Annotated in this window: 13 protein-coding genes; all 13 read left to right on the top strand. The window is 71.4% G+C overall.

The genetic code is table 11. The features are described from left to right. The first annotated feature begins 5 nt into the window (after positions 1-5). The 13 genes from ABD160_RS28460 (at position 6) to ABD160_RS28400 (ending at position 14,073) form a co-directional block, all read left to right on the top strand. Complete coding sequence (locus tag ABD160_RS28460) at positions 6-755, top strand: succinate dehydrogenase/fumarate reductase iron-sulfur subunit (protein WP_344028166.1); 750 nt, start codon at positions 6-8, stop codon at positions 753-755. A 308-nt stretch (positions 756-1,063) separates the two neighbouring features. Then, the gene (locus ABD160_RS28455; RefSeq protein ID WP_344028163.1) at positions 1,064-1,876 is read left to right on the top strand and encodes a hypothetical protein; all 813 of its coding nucleotides are present in this window, start codon (positions 1,064-1,066) and stop codon (positions 1,874-1,876) included. A gap of 8 nt (positions 1,877-1,884) precedes the next feature. Next, positions 1,885-3,822, top strand: coding sequence for a fumarate reductase/succinate dehydrogenase flavoprotein subunit (locus tag ABD160_RS28450; protein ID WP_344028160.1), 1,938 nt, complete (start codon positions 1,885-1,887; stop codon positions 3,820-3,822). Further along, complete coding sequence (locus tag ABD160_RS28445) at positions 3,819-4,595, top strand: succinate dehydrogenase/fumarate reductase iron-sulfur subunit (RefSeq protein WP_344028157.1); 777 nt, start codon at positions 3,819-3,821, stop codon at positions 4,593-4,595. The genes ABD160_RS28450 and ABD160_RS28445 overlap by 4 nt, the downstream gene beginning before the upstream one ends. A 287-nt stretch (positions 4,596-4,882) precedes the next feature. Beyond that, positions 4,883-6,310, top strand: coding sequence for an aldehyde dehydrogenase family protein (locus tag ABD160_RS28440; RefSeq protein ID WP_344028154.1), 1,428 nt, complete (start codon positions 4,883-4,885; stop codon positions 6,308-6,310). A gap of 355 nt (positions 6,311-6,665) precedes the next feature. Continuing rightward, the gene (locus ABD160_RS28435) at positions 6,666-7,133 is read left to right on the top strand and encodes a cupin domain-containing protein (RefSeq protein ID WP_344028152.1); all 468 of its coding nucleotides are present in this window, start codon (positions 6,666-6,668) and stop codon (positions 7,131-7,133) included. Positions 7,134-7,140: 7 nt separating this feature from the next. Continuing rightward, on the top strand, positions 7,141-7,650 hold the full coding sequence (locus tag ABD160_RS28430) for a pyridoxamine 5'-phosphate oxidase family protein (RefSeq protein ID WP_344028149.1): 510 nt from the start codon (positions 7,141-7,143) through the stop codon (positions 7,648-7,650). Beyond that, entirely contained in the window at positions 7,647-8,408 is a 762-nt protein-coding gene (locus tag ABD160_RS28425) for a glutamine amidotransferase (protein ID WP_344028147.1), read from the top strand. The genes ABD160_RS28430 and ABD160_RS28425 overlap by 4 nt, the downstream gene beginning before the upstream one ends. Before the next feature lie 12 nt (positions 8,409-8,420). Beyond that, positions 8,421-9,437: a LacI family DNA-binding transcriptional regulator gene (locus tag ABD160_RS28420; protein ID WP_344028144.1), complete on the top strand. Its 1,017-nt coding sequence runs from the start codon at positions 8,421-8,423 to the stop codon at positions 9,435-9,437. A 7-nt stretch (positions 9,438-9,444) separates the two neighbouring features. Continuing rightward, on the top strand, positions 9,445-10,365 hold the full coding sequence (locus ABD160_RS28415; protein WP_344028141.1) for a PfkB family carbohydrate kinase: 921 nt from the start codon (positions 9,445-9,447) through the stop codon (positions 10,363-10,365). Between the two features lie 450 nt (positions 10,366-10,815). Further along, a complete protein-coding gene (locus ABD160_RS28410; protein WP_344028138.1) occupies positions 10,816-12,279 on the top strand; it encodes a nicotinate phosphoribosyltransferase in 1,464 nt (487 codons plus the stop codon). 120 nt (positions 12,280-12,399) lie between these two features. Continuing rightward, complete coding sequence (locus ABD160_RS28405) at positions 12,400-13,047, top strand: HAD family hydrolase (RefSeq protein ID WP_344028136.1); 648 nt, start codon at positions 12,400-12,402, stop codon at positions 13,045-13,047. 30 nt (positions 13,048-13,077) lie between these two features. Then, entirely contained in the window at positions 13,078-14,073 is a 996-nt protein-coding gene (locus tag ABD160_RS28400; RefSeq protein ID WP_344028133.1) for a ribose-phosphate diphosphokinase, read from the top strand. The last annotated feature ends 1 nt before the right edge of the window (position 14,074 follow it).

Genomic DNA, 14,074 nt, shown 5'->3' with positions numbered 1-14,074 from the left:
CAGACGTGAAACTGACTCTGAAGGTCTGGCGGCAGCGCGACGCGGTCGACAAGGGCCGGCTGTCCACCTACGAGGTCGACGCGGACGAGGACATGTCGTTCCTCGAGATGCTCGACGTGCTCAACGAGCGGCTGATCCTGGCCGGCGACGAGCCCGTCGCGTTCGACCACGACTGCCGTGAGGGCATCTGCGGCGCCTGCAGCATGGTGATCGACGGCCAGCCGCACGGCCCGCAGCGCGCGACCACCACCTGCCAGCTGCACATGCGGCACTACTCCGACGGCGACACGATCGTCGTCGAACCGTTCCGGTCCGGTTCGTTCCCGGTGATCAAGGACCTGGTCGTCGACCGGGGTGCCTTCGACAAGATCATCCAGGCCGGCGGCTACGTCTCGGTGAACACCGGGTCGGCGCCGGAGGCGAACGCGAACGCGGTGCCGAAGGCGCACGCCGACCGCTCGTTCGCCGCGGCGAACTGCATCGGCTGCGGTGCCTGCGTGGCGGCCTGCCCGAACGGGTCGGCGTCGCTGTTCCTGGGCGCCAAGCTGACCCACCTGGGGGAGCTGCCGCAGGGCCAGCCGGAGCGCTACGACCGCGTCGTCAACATGGTCGAGATGCACGAGGACGCCGGTTTCGGCGGCTGCACCAACACCGGTGCCTGCGCCGTGGCCTGCCCGAAGGAGATCCCGCTCGACGTGATCTCGCAGCTCAACCGCGACTACCTCGCCGCGACGGTGGGTGGCCGCAAGAAGTGACCCGCCCGCCCGGGCGCGGCAGCAGAGCCGCGTCCGGGCGCCGGCACGCACCGGCCCGGTGCGCCCCGTCCGGGGCGTGCCGGGCCGTCGTCGTATCGGGGGACCGGCCGGTCACGGTCGATGCGCACCCCGGCACTGTGAGGCACGTCTCGATACAGGGGTCGATACCGAGGTCGACGTAGATCACATGTGACCTGCGTCGTACTCTCTGGCAGGTCGCGCCATTGCGTGACGACGACAGAGGACACGGCGCCGTGTCCGGGACCCGATCGGGCCGCGGTGCCGCGAGACGACAGGAGTCCCCGCGCGTGTCATCCACCACTGACACCAGCGGCAGCCCCGGTGCAGGCCGGGCCACGATCGCCGCGCGCACGCTGCGCACCGACCGCTGGTGGCTGCCACCGCTCGCGACGTTCGTCGCCTTCGTGGCGTGGGTCGCCTACGCGACCGTCCGGGCGTTCATGCAGCAGTACTACTACGTCGAGGAGTACGGCTACCTGACGCCGTTCTACTCGCCGTGTGTCTCGGTGGGCTGCATCCCGGAGGCGTCGCACTTCGGCCAGTTCACCCCGGACGTCTGGTGGCTGCCCTACGCGGCGGTCTCGCTGCCGTTCCTGCTGCTGTTCCGGCTGACCTGCTACTACTACCGCAAGGCCTACTACCGGGCGTTCTGGCTGTCCCCGCCGGCCTGCGCGGTCGCCGAGCCGCACCGCCGCTACACCGGCGAGACCCGGTTCCCGCTGCTGCTGCAGAACGCGCACCGCTACTTCTTCTACATCGCCGGCCTGATCACCCTGATCAACGCCTACGACGCGGTCGCCGCCTTCAGCAAGCCCGGCGGCGGGTTCGGGCTCGGGCTGGGCAACATCATCCTGGTCGCCAACGTCGTGCTGCTGTTCGGCTACACGCTGTCCTGCCACTCCTGCCGCAGCGTGGTCGGCGGGCGGTTGAACCACTTCTCCAGGCATCCGGTCCGCTACCGGCTGTGGGGCTGGGTGTCGAAGCTGAACACCCGGCACATGGCCTACGCCTGGGCGACCCTGGCCAGCCTGGCGCTGACCGACTTCTACGTGATGGCCGTCTCCGCCGGCTGGATCACCGACCTGCGGATCGTGGGGTGAGCTCGGACATGACCGACGAGCAGATCGAACGGCACGACTACGACGTCGTCGTCATCGGCGCGGGCGGCGCGGGGCTGCGCGCCGCGATCGAGGCCCGGTTGCAGGGCAAGCGCACCGCGATCATCTCCAAGTCGCTGTTCGGCAAGGCGCACACGGTGATGGCCGAGGGCGGCTGTGCGGCGTCGATGGGCAACGCCAACCCGAACGACAACTGGTCGGTGCACTTCCGCGACACGATGCGCGGCGGGAAGTTCCTCAACAACTGGCGGATGGCCGAGCTGCACGCCACCGAGGCCCCGGACCGGGTCTGGGAGCTGGAGACCTACGGCGCGCTGTTCGACCGCACGAAGGACGGCAAGATCAGCCAGCGGAACTTCGGCGGGCACACCTACCCGCGGCTGGCGCACGTCGGCGACCGCACCGGGCTGGAGCTGATCCGCACCCTGCAGCAGAAGGTCGTCTCGCTGCAGCAGGAGGACTTCGCCGAGACCGGCGACCACGAGTCCCGGATCCGGGTGTTCCACGAGTGCACCATCACCGAGCTGTTCACCACCGCCGACGGCGACGGGCCGCCCGCGATCTCGGGCTGCTTCGGCTACTTCCGCAACGACGGCCGGTTCGTCCGGTTCGACGCCCCGGCGATCGTGCTCGCCACCGGCGGGGTCGGGAAGAGCTACTCGGTCACCTCGAACTCCTGGGAGTACACCGGTGACGGACACGCGCTGGCCCTGCGGGCCGGCGCGACCCTGATCAACATGGAGTTCCTGCAGTTCCACCCGACCGGGATGGTCTGGCCGCCGTCGGTGAAGGGGATCCTGGTCACCGAGTCGGTCCGCGGCGACGGCGGCGTGCTGCGCAACTCCGACGGCGTGCGGTTCATGTTCGACTACATCCCGGACGTGTTCAAGGAGCAGTACGCGACCTCGGAGGAGGAGGGCGACCGCTGGTACACCGATCCGGACAACAACCGGCGCCCGCCGGAGCTGCTGCCCCGGGACGAGGTGGCCCGCGCGATCAACTCCGAGGTCAAGGCCGGCCGGGGGACCCCGCACGGCGGCGTCTACCTCGACGTCTCCACCCGGCTCAAGCCGGAGGAGATCCTCAAGCGGCTCCCGTCGATGCACCACCAGTTCAAGGAGCTGGCCGACGTCGACATCACGAAGGAGCCGATGGAGGTCGGCCCGACCTGCCACTACGTGATGGGCGGGGTCGAGGTCGAGCCGGACACCGCGATGTCGCGGGTGCCCGGCCTGTTCGCGGCCGGTGAGGTCGCGGGCGGGATGCACGGGTCCAACCGGCTCGGCGGCAACTCGCTGTCCGATCTGCTGGTCTTCGGCCGCCGGGCCGGGCTGCACGCCGCCCGGCACGCCGACCGCGGCCGGCCCGCGGTGCAGGAGCCCGACGTGGCGGAGGCCCTCCAGCGGGCGCTGCTGCCGTTCTCCACCTCCACCGAGGGCGGCGAGAACCCGTTCGTCGTGCAGCAGGAGCTGCAGAAGACGATGCACGAGCTGGTCGGCATCATCCGCAAGGGCGACGAGATGGAGCTCGCGCTCAAGAAGCTGGAGGACATCGCCACCCGGACCCGCACCGTCTCGGTGGAGGGCCACCGCCGGTTCAACCCGGGCTGGCACCTCGCGCTGGACCTGCGGAACATGCTGCTGGTCTCGCTGTGCGTGGGGAAGGCGGCCCTGGAGCGCCAGGAGTCGCGCGGCGGCCACACCCGCGACGACTACCCGGTGATGGACTCCGACTGGCGGCACGTGCTGCTGGTCTGCAGCGCACTGGGTGAGGACGGGATCGAGCTCACCCGCCAGGAGCAGGTCCCGATGCGGCCGGACCTGTTCGACCTGTTCGAGCTCGACGAGCTGAAGAAGTACTACACCGGCGAGGAGCTGGGCGGTCACCGCGCGGGCACCGGCTCCGGTTCCGGGGAGGGCCAGGCATGACCAGCACCGAGAAGGGCACCCACCTCCAGCACTTCCGGGTCTGGCGCGGTGACGACACCAAGGGCGAGCTCGTCGACTACCCGGTCGAGGTGAACGAGGGCGAGGTCGTCCTCGACATCATCCACCGGCTGCAGGCCACCGAGGCGAACGACCTCGCGGTGCGCTGGAACTGCAAGGCCGGCAAGTGCGGCTCCTGCTCGGCGGAGATCAACGGCCGGCCCCGGCTGCTGTGCATGACCCGGATGAACACCTTCGCCGAGGACGAGATCGTCACGGTGACGCCGCTGCGGACGTTCCCGGTGATCCGGGACCTGGTGACCGACGTGTCGTTCAACTACACCAAGGCCCGGGAGATCCCGTCGTTCACCCCGCCGGAGGGGCTGGAACCGGGGGAGTACCGGATGCAGCAGGTCGACGTCGAGCGGAGCCAGGAGTTCCGCAAGTGCATCGAGTGCTACCTGTGCCAGAACACCTGCCACGTGGTCCGCGACCACGAGGAGAACAAGGAGGCGTTCGCCGGGCCGCGGTACCTGATGCGGGTGGCCGAGCTGGACATGCACCCGCTCGACGCGCACGGCAACCGGGCCGCCGAGGCGCAGGAGGAGCACGGGCTGGGCTTCTGCAACATCACCAAGTGCTGCACCGAGGTCTGCCCCGAGCACATCAAGATCACCGACAACGCGCTGATCCCGATGAAGGAACGGGCGGTCGACCGCAAGTACGACCCGCTCGTGTGGCTGGGGGACAAGATCTTCCGTCGCAAGGACTCCTGATCCGGCCCGGCGGGTGACCGATCGGCACCCGCCGCCCGGCACCCGGGTCCACGGCCCCCGGACGACGTCGTCCGGGGGCCGTCCCGTGTCCGCACCCGGCTTGACGACCGGAGCCAGACCTGCCTAGGGTTAGAATCGATTCTAATTCAGGTGTACCCGCCCTGCCCTGGTCAGGGTCGAGCGCCGCATCCCTCCGAAGTGCCGGTTCGACCTGCTGTGATCCCGCGTCCGCGGGACCGTCGGCAGGTTCGTCCGGTCCTCCGGTCGTCGCACAACCGGGAGCTTCCGTGCAGAAGGCAGATCGTTTCTACATCGACGGGAGCTGGGTCGAGCCGACCGGCTCCGCCACCGCCGACGTCCTGGACCCGTCGACCGAGCGGCCGGTCGCGACGGTCGCGCTGGGGACCGCGCAGGACGTGGACCGTGCGGTCGCCGCCGCGCGGGCGGCGTTCGGGCCGTTCTCCCGGACGACGACGGCCGAGCGGATCGCGCTGCTGGAGCGGATCGTCGCGATCTACCAGCGGCGCTCCGACGAGCTCGCCGCGACCCTGACCGCCGAGATGGGCGCCCCGGTCGCGCTGGCCTCGACCGCCCAGGTCGGCGCCGGGCTCGGGCAGTTCACCTCGACGCTGGACGCGTTGCGTGGCTTCGAGTTCGAGCAGCGGCGCGGATCCACTCTGATCCGCCACGAGCCGATCGGCGTGTGCGGGCTGATCACCCCGTGGAACTGGCCGCTGCTGCTCATCGCGGCGAAGGTGGCACCGGCGCTGGCGGTCGGCGCCACGATGGTGCTCAAGCCCTCCGAGCTGGCCCCGTGCAACGCCGCGCTGCTCGCCGAGATCCTGGACGAGGCCGGCGTCCCGGCGGGCGTGTTCAACCTGGTGCACGGGGACGGCCCGGGCGTCGGCGCCGCGCTCAGCGCGCATCCCGGCGTCGACATGGTCTCCTTCACCGGATCGACCCGGGCCGGGATCGAGGTCGCCCGCGCCGCCGCGCCCACCGTGAAGCGGGTCGCCCAGGAGCTCGGCGGCAAGTCCGCCAACATCCTGCTCGACGACGCCGACCTGGTCACCGCCGTGCCGCGGGACCTGGCCGCGGTGTTCGCCAACTCCGGCCAGTCCTGCAACGCGGGCACCCGCTGGCTGGTGCCGTGGGACAAGGTCGCCGAGGTGGAGCGGCTCGCGGCCGCCGCGGCGGACGCCACCGTCGTCGGGCCGCCGCAGTCCGACGGCGTCGCGCTCGGCCCGCTGGTCTCGCAGGCCGGCTACGACAAGGTGCAGCGGCTGCTCGCGAGCGCCGTCGAGGAGGGGGCGCGGATCGTCGCCGGCGGCCCGGGCCGCCCGGACGGGCTGGACGTGGGCTGGTACGTGCGGCCGACCGTGGTCAGCGACGTGCGCAACGACATGCGGATCGCCCGCGAGGAGATCTTCGGCCCGGTCGTCACGATCACCGGCTACGCCGACGAGGACGAGGCCGTGCGGCTGGCCGACGACACCGAGTACGGGCTCGCCGGGTTCGTCTCGTCGGCCGATCCGGAGCGGGCCAGGGCGGTGGCGCGCCGGTTGCGCACCGGGATGGTGCACGTGAACGGGGCCGGCCTGGACTTCGCCGGGGCGTTCGGCGGCTACAAGCAGTCCGGGAACGGCCGCGAGTACGGCGACTTCGGCATGCGCGAGTACCTCGAGGTGAAGACCGTCTTCGGCTACGGCGACTGACGAACAGCGCCGGACGGCGCTGGACGGAGCCGGACAGCGCCAAACAACACAGCCCAGCTAGAATCGTTTATGTCACTGCTCCGGCGATGATCTGCCGGCGGCCCGGCCGCTCAACCGGGCCCGGCCGCGGGCGCCCCGGGAAGCCGGAAACATCGTCGTCATCCCTGGTCACGTGCAGGAAAGCCGGGTGCCCGCCGGATCCTCCGGCGGGCACCGCCGGGAACGACCGGGCAGCCGTCCGGCGCTTGACGACCGGCGAACACTCTGGCTATATAGAAACGTCTCAACCCCGTGCCGCGCACCCCCGGTGCCGCCGCCGGGAGGTCCCGACAGCGGCGATCGAGAGGAGTCCGAGATGCCGGACTACGACCCCGGCGCGCCCGACGCCCGCCGGTTCCCCCGGGTGATCGTGCCCGACGAGATCGACAAGATGCCGGTGCTGAGGTTCAACACCGGCATCGTCACCAACATCTTCCTGTCCCGGGAGCGCGACGACGCGCGCTACTTCCGGCACGGCTACTGCTACGGCGAGCCCGACCACCTGCCCTACGAGTGGGACCAGCAGGACTTCGACGAGACGCACTACGTCCTGCAGGGCCGGATCCACGTCGTCGTGCAGGACGCCGCGGGCCGCTCGATCGTGCTGGAGGCGGGCGAGGGCGAGCACATCTACCTGCCGGCCGGCTACACCTACCGGCTGGAGCACACCGGCGTCGCCTACAAGTTCTTCTGGACCTCCGGCCCGTCGCCGAAGGTCGGCGTGGCCGACGCACCCGAGTACAGCCGCGAGCTCCGCGCGCTGCGCACCGTGGAGGGCAGCTGAGATGGCCGTGACCGCCAGTACCTGGCAGCCGCTGCGCGGTGCGAAGCGCTGGGCCTACCTGGCCCGGGCCCGCACGATCCGGGTGGCGACGCTCGACGAGGACGGCGCGATCTACCAGTCCCCGCTGTGGCTGGTCGTGCACGAGCAGAAGGTCTACCTCCCGATCGACGCCGGCTCCCGGCACGCCGCCAACGCCGCCGCCGGTCGCGCGCTGTCCGCGCTGGTCGACCAGGGCGAGGAGTTCGCCGTCGTCAGCGGCGTGCGGTTCACCGGCACCCTGCGGCCGGTGACCGATCCCGAGCTCGTCGCCACCCTGGCCGATCTGGTGTTCGACAAGTACTTCCACGTCGGGCACCCCTACGCCGACGGGTACCGCGAGTTCGGCGAGGTGGCCGGGCGCACGTACCACGAGCTGGTCCCGGACCGCACGGTCGGCTGGGACATGCGGGAGATCAACGTGATCGCGATGCCGGAGGCCAGGGTGCTGCCCGAGCACGTCGGGGACCGGCTCCTGTGAGCGCCGCACCGCGGGTGCTGTTCGTGGGCGAGTCGTGGATCAAGCACACGATCCACATGAAGGGCTTCGACCAGTTCCACAGCACCGAGTACGAGGAGGGCGCGGGCGACTTCCTGGCCGCGCTCGACCGGACCGGCCACCAGGTCACCTACGTCCGCGGGCACGAGGTGTCCGCGCGGTTCCCGCGCACCGCCCAGGAGCTGGCCGACTACGACGTCGTGGTGCTCTCCGACATCGGCTCCAACACCTTCCTGCTGCCGGACGAGACGTTCCTGCGCTCCGAGCGCAGCCCCAACCGGCTGGCCCTGCTGCGGGACTGGACCCGGGCCGGCGGCGGGCTGGTGATGATCGGCGGCTACCTGTCGTTCACCGGGATCGACGGCAAGGCCCGGTTCGGCATGACGCCGCTGGCCGACGTGCTGCCGGTCCGGCTGCTCGACCACGACGACCGGGTCGAGGAACCGGAGGGCGTGAAGGCCGAGTTCGACGCCCCGGCGCATCCGGTGCTGGGCGGAACCCCGCCCGACTGGCCACCGCTGCTCGGCTACAATCGCGTGATCGCCAAACCGGACGCGACGACGGTCGCCCGGGCCGGCGAGGATCCGCTCCTGGTCGTCGGCCCGGCCGGTTCGGGCCGGTCCGTCGCCTTCACCTCGGACCTGGCGCCGCACTGGGCACCCCCCGAGTTCGTGGGGTGGGCGCACTACCAGGATCTGTGGGCGTCGGTGCTCGGCTGGGCGGCCGGTGCACGTACATAGGAGGTCCAGGTCGTGCCGCGCCGTCGCCCCACGATGAAGGACGTCGCCGAACACGCGAACGTCTCGGTCAGCACCGTGAGCTACGTGCTCAACGACAGCGGGCCGGTCGCGCAGGAGCGCCGCAACCGGGTGCTGGACGCGATCCGGCTGCTCGACTACTCGCCCAACCAGTCGGCCCGCAGCCTCAAGCGCCGCTCGGCGTCCACCGTGGCGATGGTCGTCCCCGACCTGACCAACCAGTTCTTCGCGCTGGTCACCGAGGGCGTGCAGCGGGCGGCGTCGTCGCTGGACGTGCTGGTCGTGCTGATCGTGCCGGACGGCACCGAGGCCGCCGAGGAGAAGCAGGCGAAGCTGCTGCGCAGCCAGCGCGTCGACGGCGTCATCTACCTGTCCGGCACCGGATCGATGCCCGCGGCGATCTACGACCTGGCCCGCTCCGGCCCGGTCGTGCTGGTCGACGAGCAGATCCCCGGCCGGGACCTGCCCGCGGTGACCTGCGACTCCCGGCGCGGCGCCCGCGAGGTCGCGACCTACGTGCTGGAGCAGGGGCACCGGCGGCTCGCCGTCGTCGGTGGCCCGCCCGCGCTCTGGACGGCACAGCAGCGCCTCGCCGGGTACCGGGAGGCGTTCGCCGGGGCCGGCCTCGATCCGGACTCGGTCCCGGTGCATCCCGGTGACTACCGGGAGGACTCGGGCGCCGCCGCGGTTGACGCGCTGCTCGCACTGCCCGAGGCCGAGCGGCCGACGGCGCTGCTGTGCGCGAACGACCTGATGGCGATCGGGGCGATGGAGCGGCTGACCGGGCACGGCCTGTCGGTGCCGCACGACATCAGCGTGGCCGGCTTCGACGATCTGCCGGTGTCCCGGCTGCTCACCCCGAAGCTGACCAGCGTGCGCCAGCCGGCGCACGAGATGGGCTACCGGGCGGCGACCGCCCTGTTCCGGCTGCTCGACGGCGCGAGCGAGACCGTCGACGAGCAGCTCCCGGTCACCATCCAGATCCGTGAGAGCGTGCGACCGCCGAGGTGAGGCCGGGATGAGTGGTTCGGACGTCGTCGTGGTCGGCGCGGTCAACGTCGACATGGTCGTCGCCACGACGCGGCTGCCCGGGCCCGGCGAGACCGTCGTCGGGCCCGCGGTGCAGCGGCACGGCGGCGGCAAGGGGGCGAACGCCGCCGTCGCCGCCGCCCGCGCGGGGGCCCGGGTCCGCTACATCGGCGCGGTCGGCGACGACGCGCTGGGCACCGAGGCGCTCGACGAGCTGCGGTCCGAGCAGGTCGACGTCTCCGCGGTGACGGTGGCCGCCGGGGTGTCCACCGGCGCGGCGCTGATCGTCGTCGACGACGCCGGGGAGAACCAGATCGCGGTGGGCGCCGGCGCCAATGCCGCGCTGGAGCCGGGCGCGGTGGCCGGCGCGCTGCGGGCCGCGCTGCCCGCGGCGGGTTGCGTGCTGGTCAGCACCGAGATCCCGGGGCCCGCGGTGGCCGCCGCGGTGCGCGCGGCGACCGCCGCCGGGGTGCCGTGCGTGCTGAACCCGGCCCCGGTGGTCCCGGTCGTCGTGGAGCTGTTCGACGCGGGCCCGGTGCTGACGCCGAACGCGGGGGAGCTGGCGGACCTGGCCGCCGCCGCGGGCGTCCCGGGGGAGGGGCCGCGCGAGCGGGCCGCGGCGCTGGCGGCGCGGACCGGCGCCGCCGTCGTCGTGACGCTGGGTGCGCAGGGCGCCCTGCTGGCCGAGCCCGGCGGCGAGGTGCTGGCCGTCCCGCCCCGGCCCACCGAGGTCCGCGACACCACCGGCGCCGGCGACACCTTCAACGGCGTGCTCGCCGCCCGGCTGGCGGCCGGCACACCGCTGCGCGACGCCGTCGCCGAGGCCAACGTCGCGGCGTCGCTGTCGGTGCGCGAGGTGGGCGCCCGCGGCGGGATGCCCACCGCCGACCGGCTCCGCGCGGAGGTCTGAGCGCCCGCCGGACCGGACGGCGTGGGCCCATGATAGAAACGTTTCTGCCTTGCTTGCCTGCGGATCGGGTCGCGCTCGGTGCGGGATCGGTCGCAGGGTGTCCGGCCGGCCCCGGGTAGGTGCGGCCGCGGCCCGGCCACCAGTGCTTACAGGGTGATCGGGGTCCGGGAGCCGCTGGTCGGGGGCCGTTCGGCGGGACCTTCCTGCCGGTCCGGGTGTGCAGGATGCGTTGACGGTCACAGTAGAATCGTTACAATCATGTGTGCTCTGGCCCCAACATCTGGTGGTCGCTCAGGTGCATGGGCAAGGCTTCAGTCCCGCGCAGGACAGCAGTTCCTCCGCGCGCGGTACCGCACTCAGCAGGGATCTCAGTACGACAGGCGGTCGCATTCGAGTCATCGGCGCGGCTGGTCGGTAGAAACGACTCTCGTAGAAGGTGAGACGGACCCGATGGGCTACCTCGACAACCTGATCATCAACACCGACAACTACAAGCACTGCCACTACCCGCTCTACCCGCCGGGCACCGAGTACGTGTCGAGCTACATCGAGTCCCGGGGCGGGGCGTGGCCGGTGACCCAGTTCGTCGGCCTGCAGGCGTTCCTGCGGGAGTACCTGATGCGACCGATCACCCTCGAGGACATCGACGAGGCCGAGTTCGTGGTGCGCGAGCAGGGCATGCACTTCAACCGGGACAACTGGCTGGGGATCCTCAACGACCACGGCGGGTACCTGCCGGTGGAGATCGAGGCGGTGCCCGAGGGCACCGTGCTGCCGGCCCGCAACGTGCTGGTCCAGGTGATCAACACCGATCCGAAGTACTTCTGGGCGACCAGCTTCTTCGAGACGGCGCTGCTGCGCGCGGTCTGGTACCCGACCACCATCGGCACCGTCAGCTGGCTGTCCAAGATGGTGATCAAGGAGGCGCTGGCGCGCACCTCGGACAACCCGCAGCTGCTCCGCAACACCCTGCACGACTACGGCGCCCGCGGGGTCAGCTCGCAGCAGTCCGCCGCGCTGGGCGGGCTGGCGCACCTGGTGAACTTCGACCAGAGCGACACCGTCCCCGGGATCCTCGCGGCGAAGCGGTTCTACAACGCGGGCAAGGTCTCCAACTCCGGCCCGAACTCCGAGCACGCCGGGTTCTGCGCCTGGGGCCGCGAGCACGAGGCCGACGCGCTGCGCAACATGCTCCAGGTGTTCGCCCCCGAGGGCTGCGCGCTGCTGCTGTCGGACACCTACGACCACGAGCACTGCGTCAAGAAGATCATCGGCGTGGAGCTGAAGGAGGAGATCCGCAACTTCCCCGGCCTGGTCGGCGTGCGGCCCGACTCCGGCGACATCGTGCAGGTCACCGCGGACACCACCGAGTGGCTGATGGAGTCCTTCGGCTACGAGACGAACAGCAAGGGTTTTAAGATCCTGCCGCCGTTCGTCCGGGTGGTGCAGGGTGACGGGGTGAACTTCGACAGCCTGCCCCAGGTCTACATGGAGCTCGAGCGGCGCGGCCTGGCCGCGGACAACGCGGTCTTCGGGATGGGCGGCGGCCTGCTGCAGCACTGGAACCGGGACACGATGAACTTCGGCCAGAAGGCCTCCGCGGTCCGGGTGAACGGCGAGTGGCGCGACATCGCCAAGTCGCCGACCGGTGCCGGGTTCAAGGCGTCGAAGGCCGGCCGGCTGGCCCTGAAGTACGAGGACGGCACCTACACCACGGTCCCGAAGGGTTCGATCCCGGAGTCGGAGAACGTGCTGGTGCCGGTCTTCCGGGACGGCAAGCTGCTGAAGAAGTGGGACTTCACCGAGGTGATCGCGAACGCCGAGCGGGAGGTCCCGGAGGAGTACTACATCGGGCACGTCGGTCCGATGCGGACGGTGTCGGACGAGACGGCCGTGACCGCCGCCATCGCCTGAACCGGCCCGGCCGGAGCGCGGCGGGCCGGTGTCCCGCCGCGCTCCGGGGGCGCAACAGCACGACGGACGGACATGACGGACGGACATGACGGACGAACCGACCCTGGAGCGACCACACCGATGAAGCGGCTGCACGTGTTCGACATGGACGGCACCCTGCTGCGCGGCGCGGCGTCGGTGGAGCTGTCCCGCCATCTCGGCCGGTTCGCCGAGGCCGACCGGATCGAGCAGGAGTGGGTCCGCGGCGAGATCGGCTCGGTGACCTTCTGGGAGCGGATGCTGCCGCTCTGGCGCGACGTCTCCGAGGACCGGATCGACGCGGCGTTCCGCTCCTCGGACTGGCTGGCCGGGGTGCCGGAGGTGTTCGCCGACATCCGCGGGCGCGGCGAGATGATCGCGGTCATCTCGCAGTCCCCGCACTTCTTCGTCCGGCGGCTGACCGGCTGGGGTGCGCACCGGACCTACGGATCCGCCGTCGAACCCGGGGTCCCGGTCGCCGAGGACGGCCTGCTCACCCTGCAGCACAAGGTCGACATCACCACCGCGCTGCTCGACGAGCTGGGGCTCGGCGAGCGGGACTGCGTCGCCTACGGCGACTCCACCTCCGATCTGCTGCTGTTCGACCGGCTGCCGAACACGGTCGGCGTGAACTGCAGCGACGCGGTGCGGGCCAGGGCGTCGGTCTGCTTCACCGGCGACGACCTGCGCGGCGCCTACGCGCTGGGCAGGCAGCTGCTGGAGCGGGCAGCGACCGGGTGCGGGCAGTGACCGGGCGCGGGCTGTGACCGGGTGCGGGCTGTGACCGGCACCAGCCTCCCGCTCGGCTACGACAAGCGGCTGATGGTGTTCACCGGCCGGGCGAACCCGGTGCTGGGCGCCCGGATCGCCGGCGAGCTCGGCGTGGACCCCGGCCCGGTGACCCTGCGGACCTTCGCCAACGGCGAGGTCTACTGCCGGTTCACCGAGTCCATCCGCGGCGCCGACGTGTTCCTCGTGCAGCCGATGTGCGCGAACCCGGTGCAGGGGGTGAACGCCAACGACGCGCTGCTCGAGCTGCTGGTGATGATCGACGCCGCGGTCGGCGCCAGCGCGCACCGGGTGATCGCGGTGACCCCCTGGTACGGCTACGCCCGGCAGGACAAGAAGTCCGCGCCGCGTGAGCCGATCTCGGCCCGGGTGGTGGCCCGCACCCTGGAGGCGGTCGGGGTGGACCGGGTGCTGACGATGGACCTGCACGCCGGGCAGCTGCAGGGCTTCTTCGGGGTGCCGGTCGACCACATGACGGCGCTGATGATGCTCGCCGACCACTTCGCCGGGCTCGACGACGATCTGGTCGTCGTCGCCCCCGACGCCGGCCGGGTGAAGCTGAACAAGCAGTTCGCCACCCGGATCGGGGCGGAGCTGGCGATCCTGGACAAGGAACGCCCGCAGCAGCAGGTCGCCGAGATCGGGCACGTGATCGGCGACGTGACCGGGCGGACCGCGATCGTCGTCGACGACATCATCGACACCGCGGGCACGCTGTGCGCGGCCGGCGAGGCGGTGATGCGGGCCGGTGCCCGGCGGGTGTTCGCCGCGGCCACCCACGCCCCGTTCTCCGGGCCCGCCTACCAGCGGCTCGCCGGTGCGCCGTTCGAGCGGATCGTGGTCACCGACACGATCCCGCTGCGGCCCGGCGCCCCGCCGAACGTCGACGTGGTGTCCTGCGCGCCGCTGCTCGCCGACTCGATCCGCCGGATCTTCACCGACGACTCGGTCAGCGAGGTCTTCGGCGGCAACAACCACCCGTTCTGAG

The organism is Pseudonocardia kongjuensis (genome assembly GCF_039526905.1).
GTDB lineage: Bacteria > Actinomycetota > Actinomycetes > Mycobacteriales > Pseudonocardiaceae > Pseudonocardia > Pseudonocardia kongjuensis.
The sequence above is the reverse complement of the archived record's forward strand: the minus strand, read 5'-3'. Positions and strand labels throughout refer to the sequence as shown.

Excerpts from the sequence above, each read along its gene's own strand:
- ABD160_RS28450 (WP_344028160.1), top strand. The coding sequence starts at position 1,885 with ATGACCGACGAGCAGATCGAACGGCACGACTACGACGTCGTCGTCATC.
- ABD160_RS28445 (WP_344028157.1), top strand. The coding sequence starts at position 3,819 with ATGACCAGCACCGAGAAGGGCACCCACCTCCAGCACTTCCGGGTCTGG.
- ABD160_RS28435 (WP_344028152.1), top strand. The coding sequence starts at position 6,666 with ATGCCGGACTACGACCCCGGCGCGCCCGACGCCCGCCGGTTCCCCCGG.
- ABD160_RS28415 (WP_344028141.1), top strand. The coding sequence starts at position 9,445 with ATGAGTGGTTCGGACGTCGTCGTGGTCGGCGCGGTCAACGTCGACATG.
- ABD160_RS28410 (WP_344028138.1), top strand. The coding sequence starts at position 10,816 with ATGGGCTACCTCGACAACCTGATCATCAACACCGACAACTACAAGCAC.
- ABD160_RS28405 (WP_344028136.1), top strand. The coding sequence starts at position 12,400 with ATGAAGCGGCTGCACGTGTTCGACATGGACGGCACCCTGCTGCGCGGC.